This window comes from Mesonia ostreae, from assembly GCF_031845265.1.
Taxonomy (GTDB): Bacteria; Bacteroidota; Bacteroidia; order Flavobacteriales; family Flavobacteriaceae; genus Mesonia; species Mesonia ostreae.
This window is the reverse complement of the sequence record NZ_JAVRBG010000005.1, coordinates 26,057-50,090: the sequence shown is the minus strand read 5'-3', so window position 1 is coordinate 50,090 and position 24,034 is coordinate 26,057. Positions and strand designations below refer to the sequence as shown.

Genomic DNA, 24,034 nt, shown 5'->3' with positions numbered 1-24,034 from the left:
AAGAAATATTAACTAATTTTTGTTAAAAAACCGCTAAAAATAGGAGTAATTCTAATAAGCAACTAGCAATTCTAGTTCCGTAGCAAATTCCGCTTTAGCGAGATACTGATCTTCTAAATTTTTTGAAAAAGGTATTGGAGTTTCTTTACTCGCCACTCTCTTAATCGGAGCATCCAAATATTCAAAACATTCTTCAGAAATCATTGCAGAAATATCTGAGGCAATTCCTCCAAATAAACTATCCTCTTGTAAAATAATTACTTTTCCTGTTTTCTTTACGGAATTAAAAATGGCTTCCCTATCTAAAGGTTGCAAACTTCGCAAATCTAGCAAGTCGGCTTTTATATTTGCATTCTCATTTAAAACTTCTATCGCCCAATGAACTCCAGCGCCATACGTAATTATACTTACCTCCTCGCCTTCTTTAATAAGAGATGCTTTTCCAAAAGGAAGCGTATAATAATCTTTAGGAACTTCTTGGCGAATGCTTCTATATAAGGCTTTATGCTCAAAAAACAAGACTGGATTAGGGTCTTCTATTGCGGTAGACATTAAACCTTTTGCATCGTAAGGAAACGCAGGATAAATCACTTTTAATCCAGGGGTTTTGGTAAACCAAGCCTCATTGGTTTGACTATGAAAAGGACCAGCTCCTACTCCTGCTCCGCAAGGCATTCTTAACACCACATCGGCGTTTTGATTCCAGCGATAATGCACTTTTGCCAAATAATTTACAATGGGATTAAAACCAGAAGACACAAAATCGCTAAACTGAAGTTCTACCACAGATTTGACTCCGTTAATAGAAAGTCCCATCGCTGTACTGATGATTCCAGACTCACATATGGGTGTATTTTTAATACGTTCTTTTCCAAATTCTTCCAAGAAACCTTCGGTGATTTTGAAAACACCTCCATAGTCTGCCACATCTTGTCCCATTAAAATAAGGTTCTCGTTGCGTTGCATTCCTTGGCGCAAGCCTTGAGAAATCGCATCTATAAACCGTACTTCTTCTTTTTCAGAAGTTTCTGGTAAAATTTCTTCGTATTCAAATTCTTTGTACACATCTTTTAACTCATTCTCTAAACTAGAAGAAGTTGCTTCCTCTTCATCGGCCATTTTTAGATGTTCGCTAATTTCGGCTTTAATAAGTTCTTCTTGCTCTGCAATTTTTTCTTCGGTAAGGATCCCTTCCGATAATAGATACTTTTTAAAATTTTCAATAGGGTCTTTTTTCTCCCAAAAATCCATGAGCTCTTCAGGCACATATTTAGTTCCACTGGCCTCTTCGTGCCCGCGCATTCTAAAAGTTTTGAATTCTATTAACACAGGACGCGGATTCTCTCTCATGCTCTCGGCAATCTCGCTCACTTTGCTGTACACTTCAATAATATTGTTTCCATCAATAATATGAGACTCCATTCCGTAGCCTTTACCTCTATCGGCTATATTTTCACAATTATATTGCTCTCTTGTGGGTGTCGACAAGCCGTAACCGTTATTCTCTACACAAAATAATACCGGTAAATCCCATACAGAAGCGATATTTAAAGCTTCGTGAAAATCTCCTTCACTGGTTCCTCCTTCTCCTGTAAAAACGGCAGTAATTTTCTTTTCTTTACGGAATTGATGTGCCAATGCAATCCCATCTGCAACTCCTAATTGCGGACCTAGATGCGAAATCATTCCTATAATTTTATATTCTTGAGTTCCAAAGTGGAAACTACGATCACGACCTTTGGTAAACCCAGATTTTTTTCCTTGCCATTGTGAAAACAATCTATATAAAGGAACTTCCTTAGTGGTAAAAACTCCAAGGTTTCTGTGCATAGGAAGCACATACTCATCCTTTTGCAAGCAACTGGTTACTCCTACAGAAATGGCTTCTTGGCCAATCCCGCTAAACCATTTAGAAATACGTCCTTGACGAAGAAGAATGAGCATTTTTTCTTCAATAAGTCTCGGTTTGAGCATTTTAAAGAAAAGTTGGCTAAGTTGATTGGAGTCTAAAGTAGTTGACTTATAATTAATTTCGGGAAGCATAGTTGAATAATTACTTTTTAAGATAACCCAAATTTAAAAAGATTTACTTAGCTAGTGCGCTTTATTCAATTATAATTTTCCTTTCTATGGATTGTTCTATGAAATCTAATTTTTTCCGAAGAAAAATTCCGTAAAGCTTATTTTTAGGCTGTGAACTCTTATCTTAAACTGAAAGAAATTAATTAACTTTGTTAGATAACCAGAATGTAAATCATACTATGTCCAAGAATATACCCAGTGTAGACCTTTCAGATTTTTTATCTAAAGACGCCAAACGCAAAGAAAAATTTGTTAAAGAAATTGGAGGAGCTTACGAAGAAATAGGTTTTGTCTCTTTAAAAAACCATTTTTTAAACGATGATCTTGTAAATGAGCTTTATAAGGAAGTAAAAGCTTTCTTTGGTCTCTCTATAGAAGAAAAAGAAAAGTATGAAATAGAAGGATTGGGCGGACAAAGAGGTTATATTTCCTTCGGAAAAGAACATGCCAAGGGAAAGAAGGAAGGAGATTTAAAAGAATTTTGGCATTTTGGACAAGAACCTGAAGAAAATGCAAATTTAACAGAAGAATATCCAGAAAATGTTCAGGTAGAAGAGCTAATAGATTTCAACAAAACGGGAATGGAAGCCTACAGAATGATAGAGAAGACTGGTATTTACGTACTTAGAGCTCTAGCTTTATACATTGGCTTAGAAGAACATTATTTTGACCATTGGGCAAGTAATGGAAATAGTATTTTAAGACCTATTCACTATCCTCCTATTACTGAAGAACCAAAAGGTGCTGTAAGAGCTGGAGCTCATGGCGATATTAATTTGATTACTTTATTAATGGGTGCTTCTTCTGGAGGTTTGCAAGTATTGAGAAAAGACGGAGAGTGGATTGATGCCATCCCGGCAGAAGACGAATTGGTGATTAATGTGGGTGATATGTTAGAAAGACTTACCAATAATAAATTAAAGTCTACCATACACCGTGTCGCAAATCCGCCAAAAGAACAATGGGGTAATCCTCGTTATTCTATTCCGTTTTTCCTGCATCCACGAAGCGAAATGAAGTTAAATTGTTTGGAAGAATGTATTGATGAAGATAATCCAAAACAGTACGAAGATATTACGGCAGGTGAGTTTTTACACCAACGTCTAGTTGAAATTGGTTTAATTAAAGAAGATAAAGCTTAACACCTATGGACTTAAAAGATCAATTAAAAAATTTATTTCCAGACCATGAGCCTAGTGAGTTAGAAACCACTGAGGAAGAAAATCAAGACATTTGGTTACAAGATGACCCTCTTATATGTAAGTATGAGAAAAGAAAAGGAAAAGCCAATACCATTATTGAAGGCTATACAGGTGCCGATAGTGATTTTAAAATCTTAGCCAAAGAATTGAAAACCACATTGGGAGTTGGAGGATCTACTAAAAACGACCAAATTATTATTCAGGGCGATTACCGTCCAGAGATTATGAAGATTCTTAAAGAAAAAGGCTTTCAAGTAAAGCGCGTAGGTGGATAAGCGCGAGACTTTACATATCATAAATGGAGATAGTGCGTTGGCACCATTGAAGAATTTGAATCTTGGCGGAAAAATATTCGTTTGGCGGGAGATGCTTTGCGATGGTCCTACCTACAAATACGTTAATTCCTTTTCGTTTAAAGAAATACGAACTAAGTTTTTATCTGATTATTATGATATTCCGCTTCAAGAATACGAAAATAAGTTTTTAGCTCAGTTTTCTATTTTTGAAGAACAACAGTTTTCTGAAGTATACCTATGGTTTGAATATGATTTATTCTGCCATATTAATATGTTGGCTGCTATTCAATTTTTAGCAGAATTAAAAATAAACGTACCAATTTGCTTAATTTGTAGCGGAAGATTTAAAGGAGAAAGTAAATTAAAAGGTCTAGCTGAATTAACTCCGCAAGAATTTAAAACCGCATATGAGAATCGTGTTCTCCTCCAAGAAGATGATATGCAACTTGCCCAAGATATTTGGACGCTTTACAATGAGAAAAATCCTAAGAGATTAGTTCCCTATATAAGCAAAAGCTCAAATTTTGAGTATTTATCCAATTGCCTAAGAGCGCATTTAAAACGCTTTCCAAATTCAGAAACAGGATTAAATGTCTTAGAAGAAAACCTATTGCATTTAATAGAAAACAATCATATTACAAGCATCAATCAATGGTTGGGCTACGGTTTACAATATCAAGGATATTATGGATATGGCGATATCCAAATGCAAAAGTTTATACATAAACTTAGCTTTTTTACAACTTTAGAAAAGCATAGGCTTATTCTAAATGAAAAGGGAAAAGCTGTGATAGAAAAAAGTGAAAATTTTTATAGGGAGATGAAAGATGATACGGTTTATGGGGCGGCTTATAAATACGATTTTCTTTACGATAAAGAATCTCACAAACTTTTAAAATTATAATACATGATTAAAGAATCAGAGCTTATTTTAAATGCAGATGGTAGCGTTTACCATTTAAATTTAAAACCAGAAAATATAGCTAACCTTATAATTACAGTTGGCGATCCAGATCGCATAGACAGCATTACCAAACATTTTGATTCGGTTGAATTTAAAACACAAAAAAGAGAGTTTCAAACCCAAACGGGAACCTACAAAAATAAGAGAATAACCGTAGTTTCTACAGGAATAGGAACCGATAATATTGATATTGTTCTCAATGAACTTGATGCTTTGGCTAATATTAATTTAAAAACCAGAGAATTTAAAGAAGAGCAGCAGCAGCTTACCATTATAAGAATTGGTACTTCGGGTTCTATACAAAAAGAAATTCCTGTAGACGCATTTTTAGCTTCAGAAAAAGCCGTTGGTTTTGATGGGCTTCTCTATTACTATCAAAGTGATGCTTTCTTGGAAAAAGAGTTTGCAGAACATCTTCATGAATATTTAGATTTGCATCCGCATAAAGCAAGACCTTATGTAGTGAGTGCAGATCAAGATTTAGTAGATCATTTTTCTCAAGATGGACGCGTTTTTAAAGGAGTTACAGGAACCAATGTGGGTTTTTATGCGCCTCAAGGACGTGTACTAAGAGCCGGTTTACAAGATCCTAATTTTATAGATCAGTTAACGACCTTTAAATTCCAAGACTATAGAATCACCAATCTAGAGATGGAAACTAGTGCTATTTATGGTTTATCAAAACTTTTAGGACACAAAGCCGTTTCTATGAATGCAATTATTGCCAATAGAGAAACTGGAGATTTTAGCAAAGATTCTTTAAAGGCTGTTGAACATCTTATTCTTTACACGCTAGACAAAATAATCACTTTATAAGTCTTTTATTTAACAGAATTTTAGCCGATCAAGCTTTTTGTAATTTGTAGTTTTAACAAAATTATATTTCATGCTAGACCCAGAATTTAATCACTTAAAACACAGAGACCTTGATTGGTTAAACTTTAATAAACGTGTTTTACAAGAAGCGGATGATAGTGAAAATCCGGTTTACGAAAGATTAAAATTCTTGGCTATTTTCTCTTCCAATTTAGATGAATATTTTAGAGTTAGAGTATCGCAGCTTAGACAAATTAAGAGAATCAAGAAGAGCCTTCGTAAAAAATTGGCGTTAAAGCCTTCTAAGAAAGTGAAAGAAATTCTTCATGAAGTTTCTAAGCAGCAGCATGAGTTTGGAACGATCTTTCATGATCAAATTATTCCAGAATTAGCAAAGAATAAAATTTACCTTATTACTCATGAGGATTTTACACAGCAACAGCAAAACGAAGTAGAGGAGTTTTATCGCAAAAATGTAGAAAATTCTCTTCAGCCTCAAATCGTGGACTTCGCAAAAGAGAAACGTATTTTTATTGAAAATAATACCATATATTATTTCGTTACTTTTAAAGGAAGCGAAAAAGTTGCCTTTGTGAATATTCCATTAAACGATCACGGTCGTTTTTATACTTTTTCATCTTCAGGAGAATTTTACATTACGTTTATAGATGATATTATTCGCTATAAAATGCCTTCTGTTTTTTCTGAAGAAGAAATTACAGGAATTTATGAAATAAAAATGTCTCGAGATGCAGAGCTTTATATTGATGATCAGTACGACGGAGTTCTAGCTGAAAAAATATACGATTCGCTTGCGCAAAGAACAGACGGTCAACCTACGCGACTCCTTTATGATGCGGATATGCCTAAAGACTTTCAGAAGAAATTGAGAAAACATTTAGGCTTAGGAAAAATAGATATGATGCCTGGAGGAAGGTATCATAATTTTAGTGATTTTTTCAGTTTTCCAAATCCCACAAATATTAAAGATTTAGTCTATGAAGATTTAGAACCTATTCCTCATAAAGAATTAGAAAAATCTGATAATTATTTTGACTCGATTAAGGAGAAAGATATGTTGGTACATTTTCCATATATGTCTTTTTCTTACGTAGAAAAATTTATAGAAATGGCGGCTAACGATGATGATGTAACCGGCATTAAAATCTCTTTTTATCGCGTAGCAGATGAATCCAATTTAACCACTTCCCTACTCAAAGCTTTAAAAAACGGAAAAGAAGTTACTGTTTTTATTGAAGCTAAAGCACGGTTTGATGAAGAAAATAATATCACTTGGGGAAGAAAATTTGAAGAAAACGGTGCAAAAGTTATTTACAGTTATCCTAAAATTAAGGTACACTCCAAAGTATTTTTCGTAGAACGCATAGAGAAAGGAGAAAAACTCAGGTATGCGTATATAGGTACAGGGAATTTTAATAGCGAAACCAGTAAAATTTACTGTGATCACGGTTTATTTACCGCAAATAAGAAAATTACTAAAGAACTAGAACGCGTGTTTAAAGTTTTAGAGGGTGATTTGATTATTCCAAGAGCCAAAAACTTATTAATTTCTCCCTTTAATACCCGTAGAGATTTTACCAAATTAATTTTGCAAGAAATAGATTATGCGAAAGAAGGTTTAGAAGCCAAGATTACGGCCAAAATGAACAGTCTTGAAGATCCAGAAATCATCAACCTCTTATATAAAGCAAGTCAAAGTGGTGTAAAAGTAAGGTTGATTGTTAGAGGATTTACTTGCTTAACTGCGGGAATGCCAGAAATAAGTGAGAATATTTATATTACTAGTATTATTGATCGTTTTCTAGAACACGGTCGTATCTACCTGTTTCATAATAAGGGGGAAGAAAAAATGTATTTTGGTAGCGCAGATTGGATGACCAGAAATTTAGACAGAAGAATTGAAGTTTTGGCTCCTGTAATGCAAGAGCACGTTTTTAAAGAGTTTAAAGATATTCTCTACATACAGTTAAACGATAATCAAAAAGCAAGAATACAAGATGCTTCCGAAGAAAACAGGTATGTAAAAGTTAAGCCTGGGGAAGAAAAAATTAGATCTCAGTATAAAATTTATCAATATTTAAAAGAAAAGCATACCGCATGAAATCAATAAAAGTTGGTGGAGTACCAGAACATTTTAATTTTCCGTGGCATATTTGTTTAGAAAAAGGTTTATTAAAAGAACAAAATTTAGATGTCACTTGGACAGATTTTGACGGCGGCACGGGAGAATTATGCAGAGCTTTGCACGCTAAAGAAATTGATGTAGCCTTAGTCTTAACGGAAGGAATTATTAAAGAAATAGAAGATGGTTCTCCGTTTAAAATAATACAAGAATATATCGCCTCTCCCCTTATCTGGGGAATTCATGTGGCAGCAAATTCTAGCTATCAACATATGAATGATTTGGAAAAAACCACTTCTGCAATTAGTAGATATGGCTCTGGTTCGCATCTTATGACCTACGTTAATGCAAAATATCAGCAATGGGATCCTAAAAATTTAAAGTTTGAAGTAGTAAATAATCTAGATGGTGCTGTAGAAGCTTTACCAAAAGATGAGGCTCAATATTTTATGTGGGAACATTTTACCACCAAACCTTTGGTTGATAATGGTACGTTTAGAAGAATTGCAGATTGTCCTACGCCATGGCCTTGTTTTATGATCGTAAGTACAGAGCAATTTATAGCTAAAAATTCTACGGAATTAAAAGAAATGCTAGAAGTAATCAATGGCGTTTCTAAAGATTTTAAAGAAATTCCTAGAATTAGTCGGCTTCTTGCGGAGAGATATCAGCAAAACGAAGAAGATATTTTGAAATGGTTAGACTTAACGGAATGGAGTCAAAAACAAATTAAGCCAGAAGAAGTGTTAACCGTTCAAAACCAATTGTATGATTTGGGTTTGATTGCGCAAAAATCTGATTATGAAGATATTTGTCAGTCTGTAAGCTAATTGTAACTAACCATACTTGTAGAACCTGCTACAAGATGGGATAAGGTGAATAGCGCTTCCTCTGAAGAAAAAAAGATAAACATCAGCAAAATAATCATACATTCTAAAGAAAATTAATGAAATAGACGCAACCTTTGCGGTTTTTTTACATCTACAGAATAAAGAGCATAGTTATGTTTGTATTTTTAATTGTTTTATTAAGTCTCCTTATTATCAATCTAGCCTTATTTCTATTCAGCAGAAATAAAACAGATGTGGTAGATACCGATAAATATGAAGTAAAGTAATCACCAGTCGATTGGTGTTTTACCTAAGCTTTCTAAAAGTTTATTGGTTTCACTAAAGTGTTTATTTCCAAACCAATATCCTCTATTTGCACTTAATGGCGATGGATGTCCAGAGGTTAAAACATAATGCTTAGAGGTATCAATTAATTTTATTTTCTTTTTAGCGAATCCGCCCCAAAGTAAGAAAACAACTCCCTCTTTATTTTCTGAAATCGTAGAAATCACCTGATCTGTAAATTTTTCCCAGCCTTGCTTTTGATGACTTCCCGCTTCGTGTGCCTGCACCGTTAAGGTTGCATTTAATAATAAAACTCCTTGTTTAGCCCATCGTTCTAAATTTCCAGTTTTGGGAAAAGGAAGTTTTAAATCTTGTTCTATTTCTTTAAAGATATTGATTAAAGAAGGTGGGATAGCGATATCATCTTGTACCGAAAAACACAAACCATTAGCCTGATTTGCGCCATGATACGGGTCTTGTCCTATTATCACTACTTTTAAATCTTCAAAATCACAGTATTCAAAAGCGGCAAAAATAGCTTTTCCTTTTGGGTAACAGGTATGGTTTTTATAGGCTGTTTTAACAAACGCAACTAAGTCTATAAAATAATCTTTATCAAATTCTTCATTTAATTTATCTTTCCAAGCCTTAGGTATATTTACGTTCATAAAATTATCATTAAATTTGCACAACTACGAAAGTAGAAAATTGCTATGATAAAAATTACAGAAAAGACCTTAAAAGATTTAGAATTTACTACGGTTTGTAGACAAGTTGAGGAATATTGCCTCACCAACTTGGGTAAAAAGAAAGCCTTGCATTTAAAACCTTTTTCTTCCCAACAAGAAGCTATATTTTCCTTGTATCAAACCCAAGAATATCTTTCTTCTGACTTGCAGGAAGCTAAAATTCCCAACCACGGTTTTGATCCTATTGCCACTGAAATTAAACTTCTAGCCATAGAAAATACCACTTTGGAGCTCTTGGGATTTAGACGAATTTCTTCTATTTCTCAAACTGCAAATTCCCATATTTTATTTTTTAAGAAATATAAAGAAATCTATCCTAGTTTGTATAAAACTACACAGGAAGTAGAATTCACAAAGGAAATTACAGAGAATATTGAGTTGGTCATCGATAAATTTGGGGAGATTAAAGACAATGCCTCTCCCCTATTAAAAAGTGTTCGGCGTTCCATTAATAGTGTTCGTTCACAAATAAACTCTAGTTTTATTAGCGATTTATCTAAATATCAAGGTTATGGCTATTTAGATGACATCAAAGAATCTGTTGTAGATAATATACGTGTTTTGGCGGTGAATGCGATGTATCGAAAAAAAGTTAAAGGTTCAATTCTAGGAACGTCAAAAACTGGGAGTATTATTTACATGCAACCCGAGAACACGTTAAGATATGCCCGTGAGCTCAACAATTTAGAATATGAAGAAAAGGAAGAAATAAATCGCATTCTCAAAAAACTCACCGAAATCATTAGGCCTTACCGGGAATTATTAATAGATTATCAAAATCTTTTAAGTGATATTGATCTTATTTCGGCTAAGACAAAATACGGGAAATCTATGAATGCGGTGTTGCCAAAACTTAGCAACGATAGAGAAGTAGATTTAAGAGATGCCTACCACCCACTACTTTATTTAAACAATAAAAAAAAGAATCAAAAAACATATCCGCAAAGCATTAAACTGGCAAAAGACAATCGCATTATTGTCATCTCGGGTCCCAATGCTGGTGGTAAGAGTATTACTTTAAAAACTGTGGGATTATTGCAAGTTATGCTGCAGTCTGGTTTACTTATTCCTGTGCACGAATACTCTAGAGTTTGTTTCTTTGATAAGATTTTAACCGATATTGGTGACAATCAAAGTATTGAAAATCATCTAAGTACTTATTCATACCGATTGAAAAATATGAAGTATTTCTTAAGGAAATGTGATGACAAAACCCTCTTTTTAATTGATGAATTTGGTACGGGCAGTGATCCAGAATTGGGCGGAGCATTGGCCGAAACATTTTTAGAGGTTTTCTTTGAAAAAGAATCCTTCGGAATTATTACTACCCATTATGCCAACCTTAAAAAAATGGCGCAAGAAACCGAAGCCATTAGCAACGCCAATATGTTGTTTGATTCACAAACATTAGAACCTTTATTTAAGTTACATCTTGGCGAGGCCGGAAGCTCGTTTACTTTTGAGGTCGCTCAAAAAAATGGAATTCCGTATAGTTTAATCAATCGGTCTAAAAAGAAGGTGGAACGCGGAAAAATTAGATTTGATAAAAGTATAGCCAAACTACAACAAGAACGCTCTAAGTTGGCAAAAACTACATCCAGTTTAAAAGAAAAGGAGTTAAAAGCTTCTGAAGAGCAGCAAAAACTAGACGAGATCAATACCCGAGTTCAGCAAAAATTAGAAGGCTTTCAAGAACTGTATGATGCCAATCAAAAGCATATTTATCTAGGACAAAAGTTTGATGATTTGGCCGATAAATTCTTCAGAAATAATAAAAAGAAAGATCTTATTGCTGAGTTTTTAAAGCTGGTTGCGATAGAGAATTCAAAGAAAAAAAAGGAAAGTAAAAAGAAAGCTCAAGAAAAAAAGAAAAAAGATGAAGCCATTCAAAAGGAGGCTGTAAACAAGATTAAAGTAATTAGACAAAAAAAGAAAGAGGAAAAGGTAAAGCAGGAAAAAGTGGAAAAAGAAGCCGCAGAAAAGAAAATAGTTTCTTTTAAAATTGATGATCGTGTGCGCTTAGAAGGAAGTAGATCTGTAGGTACGATTGATAAAATCGAAAAAGGCAAAGCTATTATAAATTATGGAATGTTTACATCATCGGTTCCGCTAGAACAAGTAGAATTGGTACAAAGAGCTAAAAAATAATGAAGAATCTCCCAAAGGATAAAAAAATAATTCTCTTTGATGGTGTGTGTACCTTATGCAATAACGCCATCGATTATATTATCAAAAAAGATCAAAAAGATCAGTTTGTCTTTGCTTCTCTGCAAAGTGATATCGGTAAAAAGCTGACGGCAGAACGAGGAATTGACACGTCTCAAATAGATTCGATGATCCTAATTATTCCGGGAGAAGCCTATTACATCAAGTCTACAGCGGCATTACAAATCTTTAAACGTTTAAGTGGAGTGGTTTCGCTTTCGCGGATTTTTTTACCCTTGCCAGAAGGTTTTAGAGACAGCGTTTATGATCTCATTGCTAGAAACCGTTACCAATGGTTTGGAAAAAAAGAAACTTGTAGAATGCCTACGCCTGAAGAGAAGGCAAAGTTTATAGAATAAGTATTTTTAAAAATTACTCTCGAAATACTCTAAAATTATCAAACCCAGCTTGGTCATCATCTCCATTTTGTGAAATACTTAAGGTAAGCTTCACAAAATTTACGTTATCTGGAATATTCAAAGTAACAGTACCGCTGCTGCTTAAATTAGCATTTCCTTCTAGTAATATAATTTCCCCTTGAGAAACATCATCATAAAAGACTTCATATGTTACATCGTCAGCATTATCAAACTGGTAAATATTGTAATCAAAAGCTAGCTTTATGTTCGTCTGCCCAGTAATATCTACATTTTCAAATAAAATACGATGAGCAAAACCTCCTCCTCCACTAGTATTATTTAAATCTCTACATCCTAAAAAGTTACCTCCAAAATTATTGATATGGATAAGGTTGTTTACAATGTCCCAAACATCATTGCCTGCATTATAAAATGCCGGAGTATTCGTATAAGTCCAATCTGTATTACCATCAAAATCTTGCAACACAGTAGCGAACGTATCGTTTTGCATACAATATACATCTTCCCATTGGGCTTCCTGTGCATTATAAATTTGCAAGCAGCGCAAACCAGGTTCTGTTAAGAAGATAATCATTCCGTCATCCGAGCTTGACGCGGGAATATCATTTCGTTGAGATAAAGTGACTCTTGGAGGTAAGAATCCTCCAAAAGTTATATTATTTGAAGAACTTTTAACATCTAACACCGAAGCGTTGCTGGGATTAACTGTATTAATTCCAACTTGAGAAAAACAAACCTTGCTTAAAAGTAGAATAAAGAATAGTGAGGGTTTAAAAAGTTTCATAGAGAGTTATTTAAGATTTAATATAATTAAAAATCTCTAAATAACTTTCATTTCAATAAATTAAATACTTTATTTACAAATAATTACGCTTAAATATAATTTAATTCCGATAAAGTGCAAGCTTCTTTTCTACTTTTAAACCTAAACTTTTAAATTACTTTTTATAATTATCATCCCAATTTTTCACTAAAGGTTGATCTCTTAATTTTCCTACGGCTTTAGCCACCAACATAGATACCGATGCATCTCCCGTAACATTTACGGTCGTTCTGCACATATCTAAAGGTCTATCTATGGCAAAAATTAAGGCTAATCCTGCTTCAGGAATTCCGGCTTGTGCTAGAACAATTACTAACATCACCATTCCCGCGCCAGGAACTGCTGCAGAACCTATAGAAGCTAATGTTGCTGTTGCAATAATTCCCAATTGGGTGGCAAAAGAAAGATCCATCCCAAATGCTTGTGCGATAAATACAGCTGCTACTGCTTGGTACAAACTAGTTCCGTCCATATTAATCGTTGCTCCAATAGGCAGCACAAAACTAGAAACTTCCCTTTCCACTCCTAAATGCTCCTCTACGCGCTCCATCGTTACGGGTAAAGTTGCTGCGCTCGAACTGGTCGAGAAGGCTAATAATTGTGCTGGCGAGATTCCGTTCAAAAAAAACTTAGGTGATCTTTTAGTAAAAATCCATACGATCAATATATACACACCTATCATCAATAATAATCCTGAAATTACGCATAAAGCGTACATAGCTAAAGCCGCAAATAAATCGGCGCTTGGAGATTCGACGACCAGTGCTGCCAATAAAGCAAATACTCCATAGGGAGCCGCAAGCATGATTATATCTATCATTTTAAGTATAACTTCGTTAAAGCCATCAAAAAATGCTTTTACCGGTTCAGCCGTTTTTTCAGGAATAAGAATAAGTCCAATTCCGAAGAAAATAGCAAAGAAAATTACCTGTAACATATTGGCGTTATTAGACGAAGCTCCCACAATATTACTAGGAACGATGTCTACCAAAGCCTGCAGCGGACCTGCATTTTTTTGCTTTTCGGCATCTTGTCGTTTTAAATCGGCTTCCCCGCCGTAATTTGCTACCAGTTCTTCTCGGGTTTCTTCTGAAATTGTACTTCCAGGTTTTACTACATTTACTACTGTTAATCCTATAGATACAGCAATAATAGTAGTTATCACATAGGTTCCAATAGTTCTAACGCCCATTTGCGATAGCTTTGAAATATCTTTTAAATCGGAAACTCCTTTAATTAAAGAAGCCAGGATTAATGGGACGGCAATCAATTTTAAAGAATTGATAAAAATAGTTCCGAAGGGTTTTATCCAATCTCCAATAAAGTCGGCTCCCCATTCAAAATTGCTTAATATCAATGCAAAAACAACCCCTAAAGCCATTCCTATTAATATCTGCCAGTGTAATGCTAATTTCTTCATGTGATACTTTTATTGAGTTGAATTGAATCTTCGTTGTAACAATATAAAATCTGCCAAAACCAGAGCTGCCATTGCTTCTACTATTGGTACAGCTCTAGGAACAACACAAGGATCGTGTCTTCCTTTGCCTTGCATTTCTATTTCTTCGCCCTTTGTATTGATTGTATTTTGCTTCTGAATTATCGTAGCTACGGGTTTAAAAGCGACTTTAAAGTAAATAGGCATTCCATTAGAAATACCTCCTTGAATGCCTCCACTATAATTGGTTTTTGTCTTTTTGTGGGTATCAAAAATGTCGTTATGTACGCTACCTCTCAATTTTGTACCTTCAAAGCCACTTCCATATTCAAAACCTTTTACAGCATTAATAGATAGCATGGCTTTTCCTAAATTGGCGTGAAGTTTATCAAAAACGGGTTCTCCTAATCCTGTGGGAACATTTTCTATGACACAAGAAATAATTCCGCCAAGGCTATCTCCTTCTTTCTTTACGGAAGTGATTAAGGTTTCCATTTTTGATGCCACCTCTGCATTGGGGCATCTCACTACATTCTGCTCGATTTCTTTATAATCAATTTGATCGTCTTTCCTTAGCTGAATATTTCCAACGCTACTGGTATAGGCTGTAATTTTGATGTTTTTTAAAAATAGCTTAGCGATAGCACCTGCTACAACGCGACAAACGGTTTCTCGCGCGCTAGACCTACCTCCTCCTCTATAATCGCGATTCTCATACTTTTCGTCGTAAGTAAAGTCTGCGTGACTGGGTCTATAGACGTCTTTAATATGGTCGTAATCTTTAGACTTTTGATTGGTATTTTTAATCACAAAACCTATGGGAGTTCCTGTAGTTCTGCCTTTAAAAATACCCGAATAGAATTTCACTTCATCGGCTTCTTTTCGTTGCGTGACAATTTTAGATTGGCCCGGCTTCCTTCGTTTTAATTCTTGTTGTATAAAATCAAAGTCGATTGCAATTCCAGAGGGACAACCATCAATTATACCGCCTAAGGCTTCCCCGTGGGATTCTCCAAAGCTGGTGAGTTTAAATAAATTTCCGAAAGAATTTCCTGCCATGAGTGATTTTCAACAAATGTAAATTTTTAGAAAGATAATTAAAAGATATAGTTCATTAAACTTTTCTAAGTTCAATTGATATGTGCAATTTAAAATCACTTGGAGGGAGTTTCCAAGTTATTTTAGTTAAGTTCTTAATTTATGTAATGAAAATAAAATCAAAATATCTAAACATCGAAAATACCAACTGGGAGTTCTTTTAAAATTATGGGATAAAATAGGTGAACTAATAATTAAATCTGGCTAGTTGAATTACTAAATTGAATCTAAAAAATGCGCTTTGAACACAAATACAATTCTATTTTAAAATCTTAGGAATTTGGTTCTATGTAAGCTATTAATAAGGGTTTATTGTTTATTTTTACTGTTTAAAATTCCTTCATTAATGAGAAATCTTATTTTAATTGCTTTTACCTTATTTTTATGTAGTTGTTACAACCCAGAGAGAAACTGTAATGACTTTAAAACTGGCACATTTGTATTTGAATCGTACTTAAACGGAGAGTTGGAGAAAACACGTTTTGTAAGAAATGATTCGATAGAAGTAGATTATTATAAAAATAATGTAGATTCTTCTTCGGTTCGTTGGATCAATGACTGTGAATACATTCTTACCAACCTGAATCCTAAGAATATGGCCGAAGAAAAACCTTTGCACATGAAAATTCTTACTACAGAAGGAAACACCTACACATTTGAATTTTCTGTGGTGGGAGAGGATAAAAAACAGAAGGGAGTTGCCAAGAGAATTGACTAATGTTTGTTTAGCTGCATTTATTTCAAATTAGTTCTTATAACTTCCGAAGCATCAAAAGAACCTATTCATTGCCGCTCAAGAATGTTTTATTCGAAAGCTCAAACAGAGCGTCTCGACTCCACGCCAGAATGATTTCGTATGGGCTAGCACTTGACGAGAAATTATCCACTCGTATTTGAGTAACGGTAACCTAAACGGATATACTAGAAAAAATAATCTCGCAATTAGATAAACTTTACTTCTTCTGATTTTTAAGCAACTCGTTTTGCTCTTGCATAATCTCTTTCAAATCTGTTAACAATTGAATATTTTTAGGCGTAGTAACTTTCTTATTGCCAGTATCTTCTGCATTTGCTCTCAGTCTATTAAATAATCTTACAATAATAAAAACGGTAAGAGATATGATAAGAAAATTAATCATGACCGTAATCAACTCACCGTAACCAATAGCCACTTCTTCCTTTACAATTTCTCCATTGGTAGTAATCGCATTCCGAAGAATCATTTTTTGATTTTCGAAATTGAGATCACCAGTTAATAATGATAAAGGAGGAGCAATTATTTTTTTTACAAGTACATCAACCACCTTATTAAAGGCCGCTCCTACGATTACTCCAATGGCAATATCAATCATGTTACCCTTAACGGCAAACTCTTTAAACTCTTTTAAAAAACTATTTTTCATACTAATTAATCATCAAATAATTTAGTTTGAGATTGGTCATCCTCATCTCTCTTTTCTATATTTTGGGTATAATCTTTCAATTGATTTGTTTCTTCAATTGGCTCTTCTTTTTCATCTTCCTCGAAAGCGATAGGCTCTAAAAGATTTAATTGTTTCACCGACTCGGTAGTAAGTTGATTTCCTTGCGCTTTTATCCCTTTAATGCTAATAAATTCTTCTAAATTAATTTCATCATTAGGTTTTTGCTCTTTTCCTCTCGCTTTTCTATATACAATTTCTAGGACGGGAATATGATCTGTAGAAATCAATTCTAATTGGGATTTGGGATGATCTGAAATGATATTTTCTTCCTTGTCTTGGTTCTCGACTAAAAAGCGTTTAATATAATAACGTTCTTTCTCTCCTTCCCAGTAAATAGCAGTCAAGGGTTTTTTGGGTTGCCACTTTTCCATCACAATATAGGGCAGATCAAAACGAGTAGTGAGCTCTGGAACGATGGTAGAAAGAATTCCATTTTGAGTAACTAATAAAATCCGATCTTCGCCTCTAAACTCTCCTAACAAATCTCCTCTTTCATCTACATTTAAACGTTTAACGCTTTCATCAAACCAAATTTTTCTTGGCTTTAGAGTGGAAACTCCTTCTTCTTTCAACTCTACTTTTTTAATGGGATGCTTGCTGGCAATATTTCCTTTAGAGTTTCTTCCTTTGATAAGAATTTCGGCAAAATCAATTTCAAATTTTAATTTTTTAATGCTTCCCACTTGGCGCAGGTACACTGTCACCACCTCTGCTTCTCCATTAGGATTAGCCGAAAAATAATGTACTTTAGTACCTGGTTTTCCTTTCCCTACACTGTATTCTCTATCTCTAGTTATAGAGGTTACCGCAAAACGCTTTACATGAGAATTACCATTTTTACCATCTTTATAAATTAGGTTATAGATGGTCCTTTTGTCTTTCTTTTTGAAAACTGCAACGTGAATGATGTTTTTACCAATATAGGTTTTGTCATCTACTTTGGTGACTTTCATCGTTCCGTCTTCCGTAAAGCAAATAATATCATCAATATCACTACAATCAGTTACGTATTCATCTTTCTTTAAGGCGGTTCCCACGAAACCTTCTTTTCTATTAACGTAAAGCTTGGTATTTCGTATAATTACTTTTGTGGCTTCAATATCTTCAAACAGACGTAATTCTGTCTTACGCTCTCTGCCCTCGCCGTGATTTTTCTTCAGCTTTTTAAAATAATTGATAGCGTATTCAATAAGGTGCTCTAAGTGATGCTTTATTTGAGCAATTTCATCTTCTAAAGCTTCAATCTTTTGTTGTGCTTTATCAATATCAAATTTGGAAATTCTTTTAATTCTAATTTCGGTTAACCGAATAATATCTTCCTCAGTAATAGCTCTTTTAAGATGACCAATATGCGGTTGTAAACCTTTATCTATAGCTTGTATAACACCTTCCCAAGTTTCTTCTTCTTCAATATCTCGGTAAATTCTATTCTCAATAAAGATTCTCTCTAAGGAAGCAAAATGCCATTGCTCTTGAAACTCATCCAGCTTAATTTCTAATTCACTTTTAAGCAATTTTACCGTATGGTCTGTGCTTAACCTAAGTATTTCTGAAACCCCAATAAAATGAGGTTTATGATCCATAATAATACAACTCAACGGAGAGATAGAAATCTCACAATTGGTAAACGCATATAAAGCATCTATCGTGCGGTCTGGAGAAATATTATTAGGCAAATGAATAAGTATCTCTACATTTTCTGCCGTGTTGTCTTCAATATGTTTTACCTTAATTTTACCTTTTTCATTGGCTTTAATGATAGATTCTATTAAAGTTGTTGTGGTAGTACTATAAGGTATTTCATTAATAACCAGCGTGTTTTTATCTCGCTGACTTATTTTTGCTCTTACTCTTAACTTTCCTCCTCGTAAGCCGTCATTGTAATCGCTCACATCCATAACCCCAGAAGTGGGAAAATCTGGATAAATAGTAAATTTTTTGCCTTGCAAATGTTTTATAGTTGCTTCTATAAGCTCTATAAAATTATGGGGAAGAATTTTTGTGCTTAATCCTACCGCAATCCCTTCTGCACCTTGGGCCAATAATAAAGGAAACATTACGGGTAAATTAACGGGTTCTTTACGCCGGCCATCATATGAAGCCTGCCACTCAGTAATTTTAGGATTATAAACTACATCTAATGCAAATTTAGAAATACGCGCTTCTATATATCGAGAAGCTGCAGCTCTATCTCCTGTTAAAATATTACCCCAGTTTCCTTGGGTATCTATTAACAACTCTTTTTGACCCAATTGTACCATAGCATCACCAATACTGGCGTCACCGTGGGGATGATATTGCATGGTATGACCTACAATATTTGCAACCTTGTTGTAGCGCCCATCATCTAAATCTTTCATAGACTGCATGATACGGCGATGTACTGGTTTAAAACCATCTTCTAACGCGGGTACGGCTCTTTCTAAAATTACATAAGACGCATAATCTAAAAACCAGTCTTTATACATCCCTGTAATCTTGGTAATTACTTCTTTAGGATGTTGTTCTTCTGGTTCTTGTTTAGCGTCTAAATTATTTTCATTCTCTGTATCCATTTCCTCAACGATGCTTATTCTGGTACACTATTTTTTGTAATGATTTCTTTAAAATCTTAATCTTATTGTTACTGATAAACGTAATATTAAACTTAATAATTTTAAACTTTTTAGAGTTTTTAGACTTTATTTTTATACTCAAACATTTGAAAAAGTAATAATTAGAAATCTCGAAACTTTTTAATTTATATTTTGGAAACTCTGCCTTTTGTTCTCTGTAATTGTACCTTTCAGAAAGTAAAACTCCTCTATTGGTCAAGCAAAGTGTCTCCCCATCACTATCATATTCAAAATATTTACTAGTTTTATAAATGTATACAAGCAAACATATTAAAGGGATAATAAAAGACAAAAATAAGTATTGATTTCTATAAATCTGCTTCAATTCTATACCTAAAAAAATGAATAAACCTATGCCTATCAAAATAAAAAAATAAACCATAGGTATAAGTTTAATATTTTGAGAATTATTAAACCGCATACTTTATTTTTCTTCTAAGATATCTAATTCTACTTTTAAATTTTCAATGATAAATTCTTGTCGGTCTGAAGTGTTTTTTCCCATATAAAAACTTAGCAACTCTTCTATTCCAGTTTCCTTGTCTAACATCACAGGATCTAATCGAATATTTTCTCCAATAAAATACTTAAACTCATCTGGAGAAATTTCTCCTAAACCTTTAAATCGTGTTATTTCTGGTTTGCCTGTAAGTTTTTGTATGGCATCTCTCTTTTCAGTTTCCGAATAACAATACATGGTTTCTTTTTTATTTCTAACCCTAAACAAGGGCGTTTGGAGAATATACAAGTGACCTTCCTTTATTAATTCTGGAAAAAATTGCAAGAAAAATGTTATTAAAAGTAATCTAATATGCATTCCATCTACATCGGCATCTGTAGCGATTACAATATTGTTGTAACGAAGCTCCTCCATAGAATCTTCTATATTTAATGCCGACTGAAGAAGGTTAAACTCTTCATTTTCGTATACAATTTTCTTAGTAAGACCGTAACTATTTAAGGGTTTACCTTTAAGGCTAAAAACTGCTTGCGTATTTACATCTCTAGACTTGGTTATACTTCCACTCGCAGAATCTCCCTCGGTAATAAACAAGGTACTTTCTAGGTTGCGCTCTTTTTTAACGTCTCCTAAGTGGATTCTACAATCTCTTAATTTCTTATTGTGAAGACTTGCTTTTTTTGCTCTGTCTTTAGCTAATTTTCTAATTCCAGATAAATCTTTTCGCTCCTTTTCGGCTTGTAGGATTTTTTTCTGAATTTTTTCTGCCGTTTCCGGATTTCTATGCAGGTAATTGTCCAACTGACGTTTTACAAAATCTAAAATGTAGGTTCGTACCGTTGGTAATTTTCCCCCCATATCCGTAGAGCCTAATTTTGTTTTGGTTTGACTCTCAAAAACGGGTTCCATCACTTTAATACTAATCGCAGAAACAATGGATTTTCTAACATCACTGGCTTCATAATTCTTACCAAAAAACTCCCTTACTGTTTTAACGATAGATTCTCTAAAAGCGGCATGGTGTGTTCCTCCTTGTACCGTATGTTGGCCATTAACAAAGGAGTGATATTCTTCACTATATTGTGCTTTGCTGTAAGTAATTGCTACTTCAATATCTTCTCCCTTTAAATGAATAATAGGAAATAAGCGATCTTCTTCTGAAATACTTTCTGAAAGTAAATCTTTTAATCCATCTTCTGAATAGAATTTCTCTCCGTTAAAAATAATAGTGAGACCTGGATTAAGATACACGTAGTTTTTCAACATTTTCTCTACGTATTCAGATCTATACTTGTAATTCTTAAAGATCACTTCATCGGGGACAAAAGAAACCTTGGTTCCTTTTCTTCTAGAAGTTTCCTCTAAAAATTCTTCATCTTTTAGCTCTCCTTGCTCAAATTCCGCGGAAGCTGATTTATTATCTCTTGTAGATTCTACTCTAAAATATCCAGAAAGTGCATTCACGGCTTTGGTACCAACCCCATTTAGTCCTACAGATTTCTTAAAGGCTTTGCTATCGTATTTTCCTCCTGTATTCATTTTGGAAACTACATCCACCACTTTTCCCAATGGTATACCTCTACCATAATCCCTAACGATTACTTTTTGTCCTTGTATGGAGACCTCAATAGTTTTACCAGCGCCCATAACGTATTCATCTATAGAATTGTCGAGAACTTCTTTTAATAAGATGTAAATACCATCATCTGCGCTAGAACCGTCACCTAATTTCCCAATATACATGCCTGGACGCATTCTTATGTGCTCCTTCCAGTCTAATGAGCGTATGTTATCCTCAGTATACTTTGTTTCTTCTGTCATAGATAAATAGATGGGTAGCTAAGATACCACGATTTAACAAAAAATAAAACCCATACTAGGTAAATTAATTAACAAAAAATAGAAAGTTATAATCAAACATATTTACGAATCATTTCTAGGAGGCATTCTTTGCTAAAAGGTTTTATTAAAACATCTGTCATCCCAGCATCTTTGGCCTTTTCTTTAATTTCATTTAATTCAGAAGCGGTTACGGCAATCATAGGCTTTGTAGGATAAATTTCTCTTACTGCTTTTGCAATTTGATAACCGTTTAAACTGGGAATATTAATATCTATTAATGCAATATCCCAATTGTCATGTTGCAAAGCTTCTAAGCCTAATTGTCCGTCTTCCAAAGTTTTTAGGTTCACCTCTGCAGTTGCTAAGAATTTTTCTACGACCAAACGGTTAATGCGATTGTCTTCAATATGGATCACTTCTATACCTTTAAGTGAGTTTAAGGGAAGTGAATTTAAGGGAAGTGATTTTTTCTTAGCAATCTCTTTAATCAAGTCCTCTTTACATGCGATTTCAAAAAAGAAAATAGATCCTTTGCCTACTTCACTTTCTAATTGTATTTCACTATTCATTAAAGAAAGCAGTTTTTTAACAATAGAAAGGCCTATTCCCGTACCTTCCATAATACTCTTATCCATAGAAATTTGAGAAAAATCATCAAAAATCATCTCTTGTTTATCCTTTGGAATCCCCGCACCGTTATCTATCACTTTAAATTGTAATTTAGGATTTTGATTTGTGTCTTGTATAGCATTTACTTCTACCCTAACAGAACCTTGACTAAATTTTATAGCGTTTTCCGTTAAGTTAAGTAAGATTTCATATAAGATACTACTGTCTGATATGATTTGCTGCGGAAGATTAGCATCTGTTTTAAGTACTACTTCGCACTGATGTTTTTTTGCTGAAAATTGAACGGCGGCAAAAATATGATCTAAAAAAGAAGGTAAATCTATGACTTCATTTTTTACTTTTATTTTATTTCTATCAATCTTGTTTAAAAACAGAATGTTGTTGATAAGATGAAGTAGATAATTTCCCGAGAACCTTAAAGAATCAAGAAGCTTTTTGTTTTTTTTTGAAATTTCACTTTCTTCTAAGAGTAAGGATGTAATTCCAACCACGCCGTGTAATGGTGTTCTTATTTCGTGACTAATATTAGAAATAAATTCTGCTTTAATTTCGGCAGCGATTTCCGCTTCTTTTTTAGCTTTTTTTATTTCTTCATTACTTATATTTAAAGTACGAATTAATTTATTTTTAACCTTATTTTTTCGGAAGATAATAAGAATCACAACGCATAAAATAAAGGAAATAACAAAATAAAGCCAAACAGTTCTAGTTTTAGATTCTGCCAAATCTTCCATAAGAACTTTTTCCCGATTAGACATCACCAAGGCTCGCTCATATTCATTTAATTTGTAGCGAGCATTCTCTATCATTAGTCTTTTTCTAATGTCTTCATCTATAAACTTTTCTTTGTTTTTGATATGATAATTTAGATATTCATAAGATTTCTCGTAATTTCTTCTAGCTTTTTCATAGTTACTTTTATACAGATAAATTTCGCTCAATTGCTCGTATAAAGGTTGCTCATTTAGCACTTCAATAGCTTTTCTAAAATTAGAATCAGCCAAGGCAAATTTCTGCATTTGTCCGTAGTAACGAGCTAATAATAAGTGGGAAGTAGAAACTAATGTTCTATTGTGAGTATGTTTTTCTACATTTATAGTGGTGCTAAATTTTAAATCCTCTTCATATCTTGTCACTTTTTTGGCTTGCTTATTGTCTAAACGATTCCAAGCAATATTTACGATAATATCGTATTTAAATGGATCTCTTAAAGAATCTGCTATATGTAATGCTTTTTTATAAAATGATTCTGATTTTTCATAATCTTGATTTTCTAACACAATCGTACTACCTATACCATTATAGTTAAACATAAGAAGTTCTGCGAAATTATTTTCTAGGCATATCATATTAGACTTTATGTATTTTTCTTTGGCGGAAGGATAATCTCTTATAGCCTCATCATTCATCGCCATAAGACTATAAGCGTTCGCAGAATAATACGCGTGTTTCGTATCAAAAGATTCTTTTAAAAGACGAAGAGCTAATTTCCTGGAAGTATTAAAATCGTAATCATAATACTCCTCTATACTATCATCAAGTAATTTTTGTAAATGGGGAATTTCCTGAAATACATTGTTTTCTTTTTCATAAGATTCTTGTGCTACAGAAATATAACTTATAAAACATAAAAAAAAGGAGAGTATAATTTTAATCAAGAATCGAGCGTTATGGCGGTAAATTTACACTTTT

18 protein-coding genes are annotated in these 24,034 nt (G+C 33.7%); 9 read left to right on the top strand and 9 right to left on the bottom strand.

The window, feature by feature from the left end; all coding sequences use genetic code 11:
* Positions 1 to 51 precede the first annotated feature (51 nt).
* On the bottom strand, positions 52 to 2,043 hold the full coding sequence (locus RLT85_RS06355; protein ID WP_311401205.1) for an alpha-ketoacid dehydrogenase subunit alpha/beta: 1,992 nt from the start codon (positions 2,041 to 2,043) through the stop codon (positions 52 to 54).
* A gap of 218 nt (positions 2,044 to 2,261) precedes the next feature.
* Between RLT85_RS06355 and RLT85_RS06350 the strand changes: the two genes are divergently transcribed.
* The 6 genes from RLT85_RS06350 to RLT85_RS06325 all read left to right on the top strand — a co-directional run bounded on the left by RLT85_RS06350 (position 2,262) and on the right by RLT85_RS06325 (position 8,333).
* Positions 2,262 to 3,224, top strand: coding sequence for an isopenicillin N synthase family dioxygenase (locus RLT85_RS06350; RefSeq protein WP_311401204.1), 963 nt, complete (start codon positions 2,262 to 2,264; stop codon positions 3,222 to 3,224).
* A 5-nt stretch (positions 3,225 to 3,229) separates the two neighbouring features.
* Entirely contained in the window at positions 3,230 to 3,559 is a 330-nt protein-coding gene (locus tag RLT85_RS06345) for a translation initiation factor (protein ID WP_311401203.1), read from the top strand.
* Complete coding sequence (locus RLT85_RS06340; protein WP_311401202.1) at positions 3,552 to 4,484, top strand: DUF1835 domain-containing protein; 933 nt, start codon at positions 3,552 to 3,554, stop codon at positions 4,482 to 4,484. The genes RLT85_RS06345 and RLT85_RS06340 overlap by 8 nt, the downstream gene beginning before the upstream one ends.
* Positions 4,485 to 4,487: 3 nt before the next feature.
* Positions 4,488 to 5,360 carry a nucleoside phosphorylase gene (locus tag RLT85_RS06335; protein WP_311401201.1) on the top strand — a complete coding sequence of 291 codons (873 nt, stop codon included), beginning with the start codon at positions 4,488 to 4,490 and terminating at the stop codon, positions 5,358 to 5,360.
* Positions 5,361 to 5,430: 70 nt separating this feature from the next.
* A complete protein-coding gene (gene ppk1, locus RLT85_RS06330) occupies positions 5,431 to 7,482 on the top strand; it encodes a polyphosphate kinase 1 (RefSeq protein ID WP_311401200.1) in 2,052 nt (683 codons plus the stop codon).
* Positions 7,479 to 8,333, top strand: a complete 855-nt coding sequence (locus RLT85_RS06325; RefSeq protein ID WP_311401199.1) for a substrate-binding domain-containing protein — start codon at positions 7,479 to 7,481, stop codon at positions 8,331 to 8,333. The genes ppk1 and RLT85_RS06325 overlap by 4 nt, the downstream gene beginning before the upstream one ends.
* A gap of 287 nt (positions 8,334 to 8,620) precedes the next feature.
* On the opposite strand, the gene ung is transcribed toward RLT85_RS06325, so the two are convergent.
* Positions 8,621 to 9,286: a uracil-DNA glycosylase gene (gene ung, locus RLT85_RS06320; RefSeq protein WP_311401198.1), complete on the bottom strand. Its 666-nt coding sequence runs from the start codon at positions 9,284 to 9,286 to the stop codon at positions 8,621 to 8,623.
* Positions 9,287 to 9,331: 45 nt separating this feature from the next.
* On the opposite strand from ung, the gene RLT85_RS06315 reads away from it, so the two are divergent.
* Both RLT85_RS06315 and RLT85_RS06310 read left to right on the top strand, forming a co-directional pair.
* The gene (locus RLT85_RS06315; RefSeq protein WP_311401197.1) at positions 9,332 to 11,515 is read left to right on the top strand and encodes an endonuclease MutS2; all 2,184 of its coding nucleotides are present in this window, start codon (positions 9,332 to 9,334) and stop codon (positions 11,513 to 11,515) included.
* Entirely contained in the window at positions 11,515 to 11,931 is a 417-nt protein-coding gene (locus RLT85_RS06310) for a thiol-disulfide oxidoreductase DCC family protein (RefSeq protein WP_311401196.1), read from the top strand. The genes RLT85_RS06315 and RLT85_RS06310 overlap by 1 nt, the downstream gene beginning before the upstream one ends.
* A gap of 13 nt (positions 11,932 to 11,944) precedes the next feature.
* On the opposite strand, the gene RLT85_RS06305 is transcribed toward RLT85_RS06310, so the two are convergent.
* The 3 genes from RLT85_RS06305 to aroC all read right to left on the bottom strand — a co-directional run bounded on the left by RLT85_RS06305 (position 11,945) and on the right by aroC (position 15,272).
* Positions 11,945 to 12,736, bottom strand: a complete 792-nt coding sequence (locus tag RLT85_RS06305) for a phage tail-like protein (protein WP_311401195.1) — start codon at positions 12,734 to 12,736, stop codon at positions 11,945 to 11,947.
* Between the two features lie 154 nt (positions 12,737 to 12,890).
* Positions 12,891 to 14,195 carry a dicarboxylate/amino acid:cation symporter gene (locus tag RLT85_RS06300; RefSeq protein WP_311401194.1) on the bottom strand — a complete coding sequence of 435 codons (1,305 nt, stop codon included), beginning with the start codon at positions 14,193 to 14,195 and terminating at the stop codon, positions 12,891 to 12,893.
* Positions 14,196 to 14,204: 9 nt separating this feature from the next.
* Entirely contained in the window at positions 14,205 to 15,272 is a 1,068-nt protein-coding gene (gene aroC, locus RLT85_RS06295; RefSeq protein WP_311401193.1) for a chorismate synthase, read from the bottom strand.
* A gap of 385 nt (positions 15,273 to 15,657) precedes the next feature.
* Here aroC and RLT85_RS06290 point away from each other — a divergent pair, with 385 nt between their 5' ends.
* On the top strand, positions 15,658 to 16,029 hold the full coding sequence (locus RLT85_RS06290) for a DNA topoisomerase IV (protein WP_311401192.1): 372 nt from the start codon (positions 15,658 to 15,660) through the stop codon (positions 16,027 to 16,029).
* Positions 16,030 to 16,264: 235 nt separating this feature from the next.
* On the opposite strand, the gene mscL is transcribed toward RLT85_RS06290, so the two are convergent.
* The 4 genes from mscL to RLT85_RS06270 all read right to left on the bottom strand — a co-directional run bounded on the left by mscL (position 16,265) and on the right by RLT85_RS06270 (position 24,000).
* The gene (gene mscL, locus RLT85_RS06285) at positions 16,265 to 16,714 is read right to left on the bottom strand and encodes a large conductance mechanosensitive channel protein MscL (RefSeq protein WP_311401191.1); all 450 of its coding nucleotides are present in this window, start codon (positions 16,712 to 16,714) and stop codon (positions 16,265 to 16,267) included.
* Between the two features lie 5 nt (positions 16,715 to 16,719).
* Entirely contained in the window at positions 16,720 to 19,350 is a 2,631-nt protein-coding gene (locus RLT85_RS06280) for a DNA gyrase/topoisomerase IV subunit A (protein WP_311401190.1), read from the bottom strand.
* A 484-nt stretch (positions 19,351 to 19,834) separates the two neighbouring features.
* On the bottom strand, positions 19,835 to 21,691 hold the full coding sequence (locus tag RLT85_RS06275; RefSeq protein WP_311401189.1) for a DNA topoisomerase IV subunit B: 1,857 nt from the start codon (positions 21,689 to 21,691) through the stop codon (positions 19,835 to 19,837).
* A gap of 92 nt (positions 21,692 to 21,783) precedes the next feature.
* The gene (locus RLT85_RS06270) at positions 21,784 to 24,000 is read right to left on the bottom strand and encodes an ATP-binding protein (protein WP_311401188.1); all 2,217 of its coding nucleotides are present in this window, start codon (positions 23,998 to 24,000) and stop codon (positions 21,784 to 21,786) included.
* Between the last annotated feature and the right edge of the window lie 34 nt (positions 24,001 to 24,034).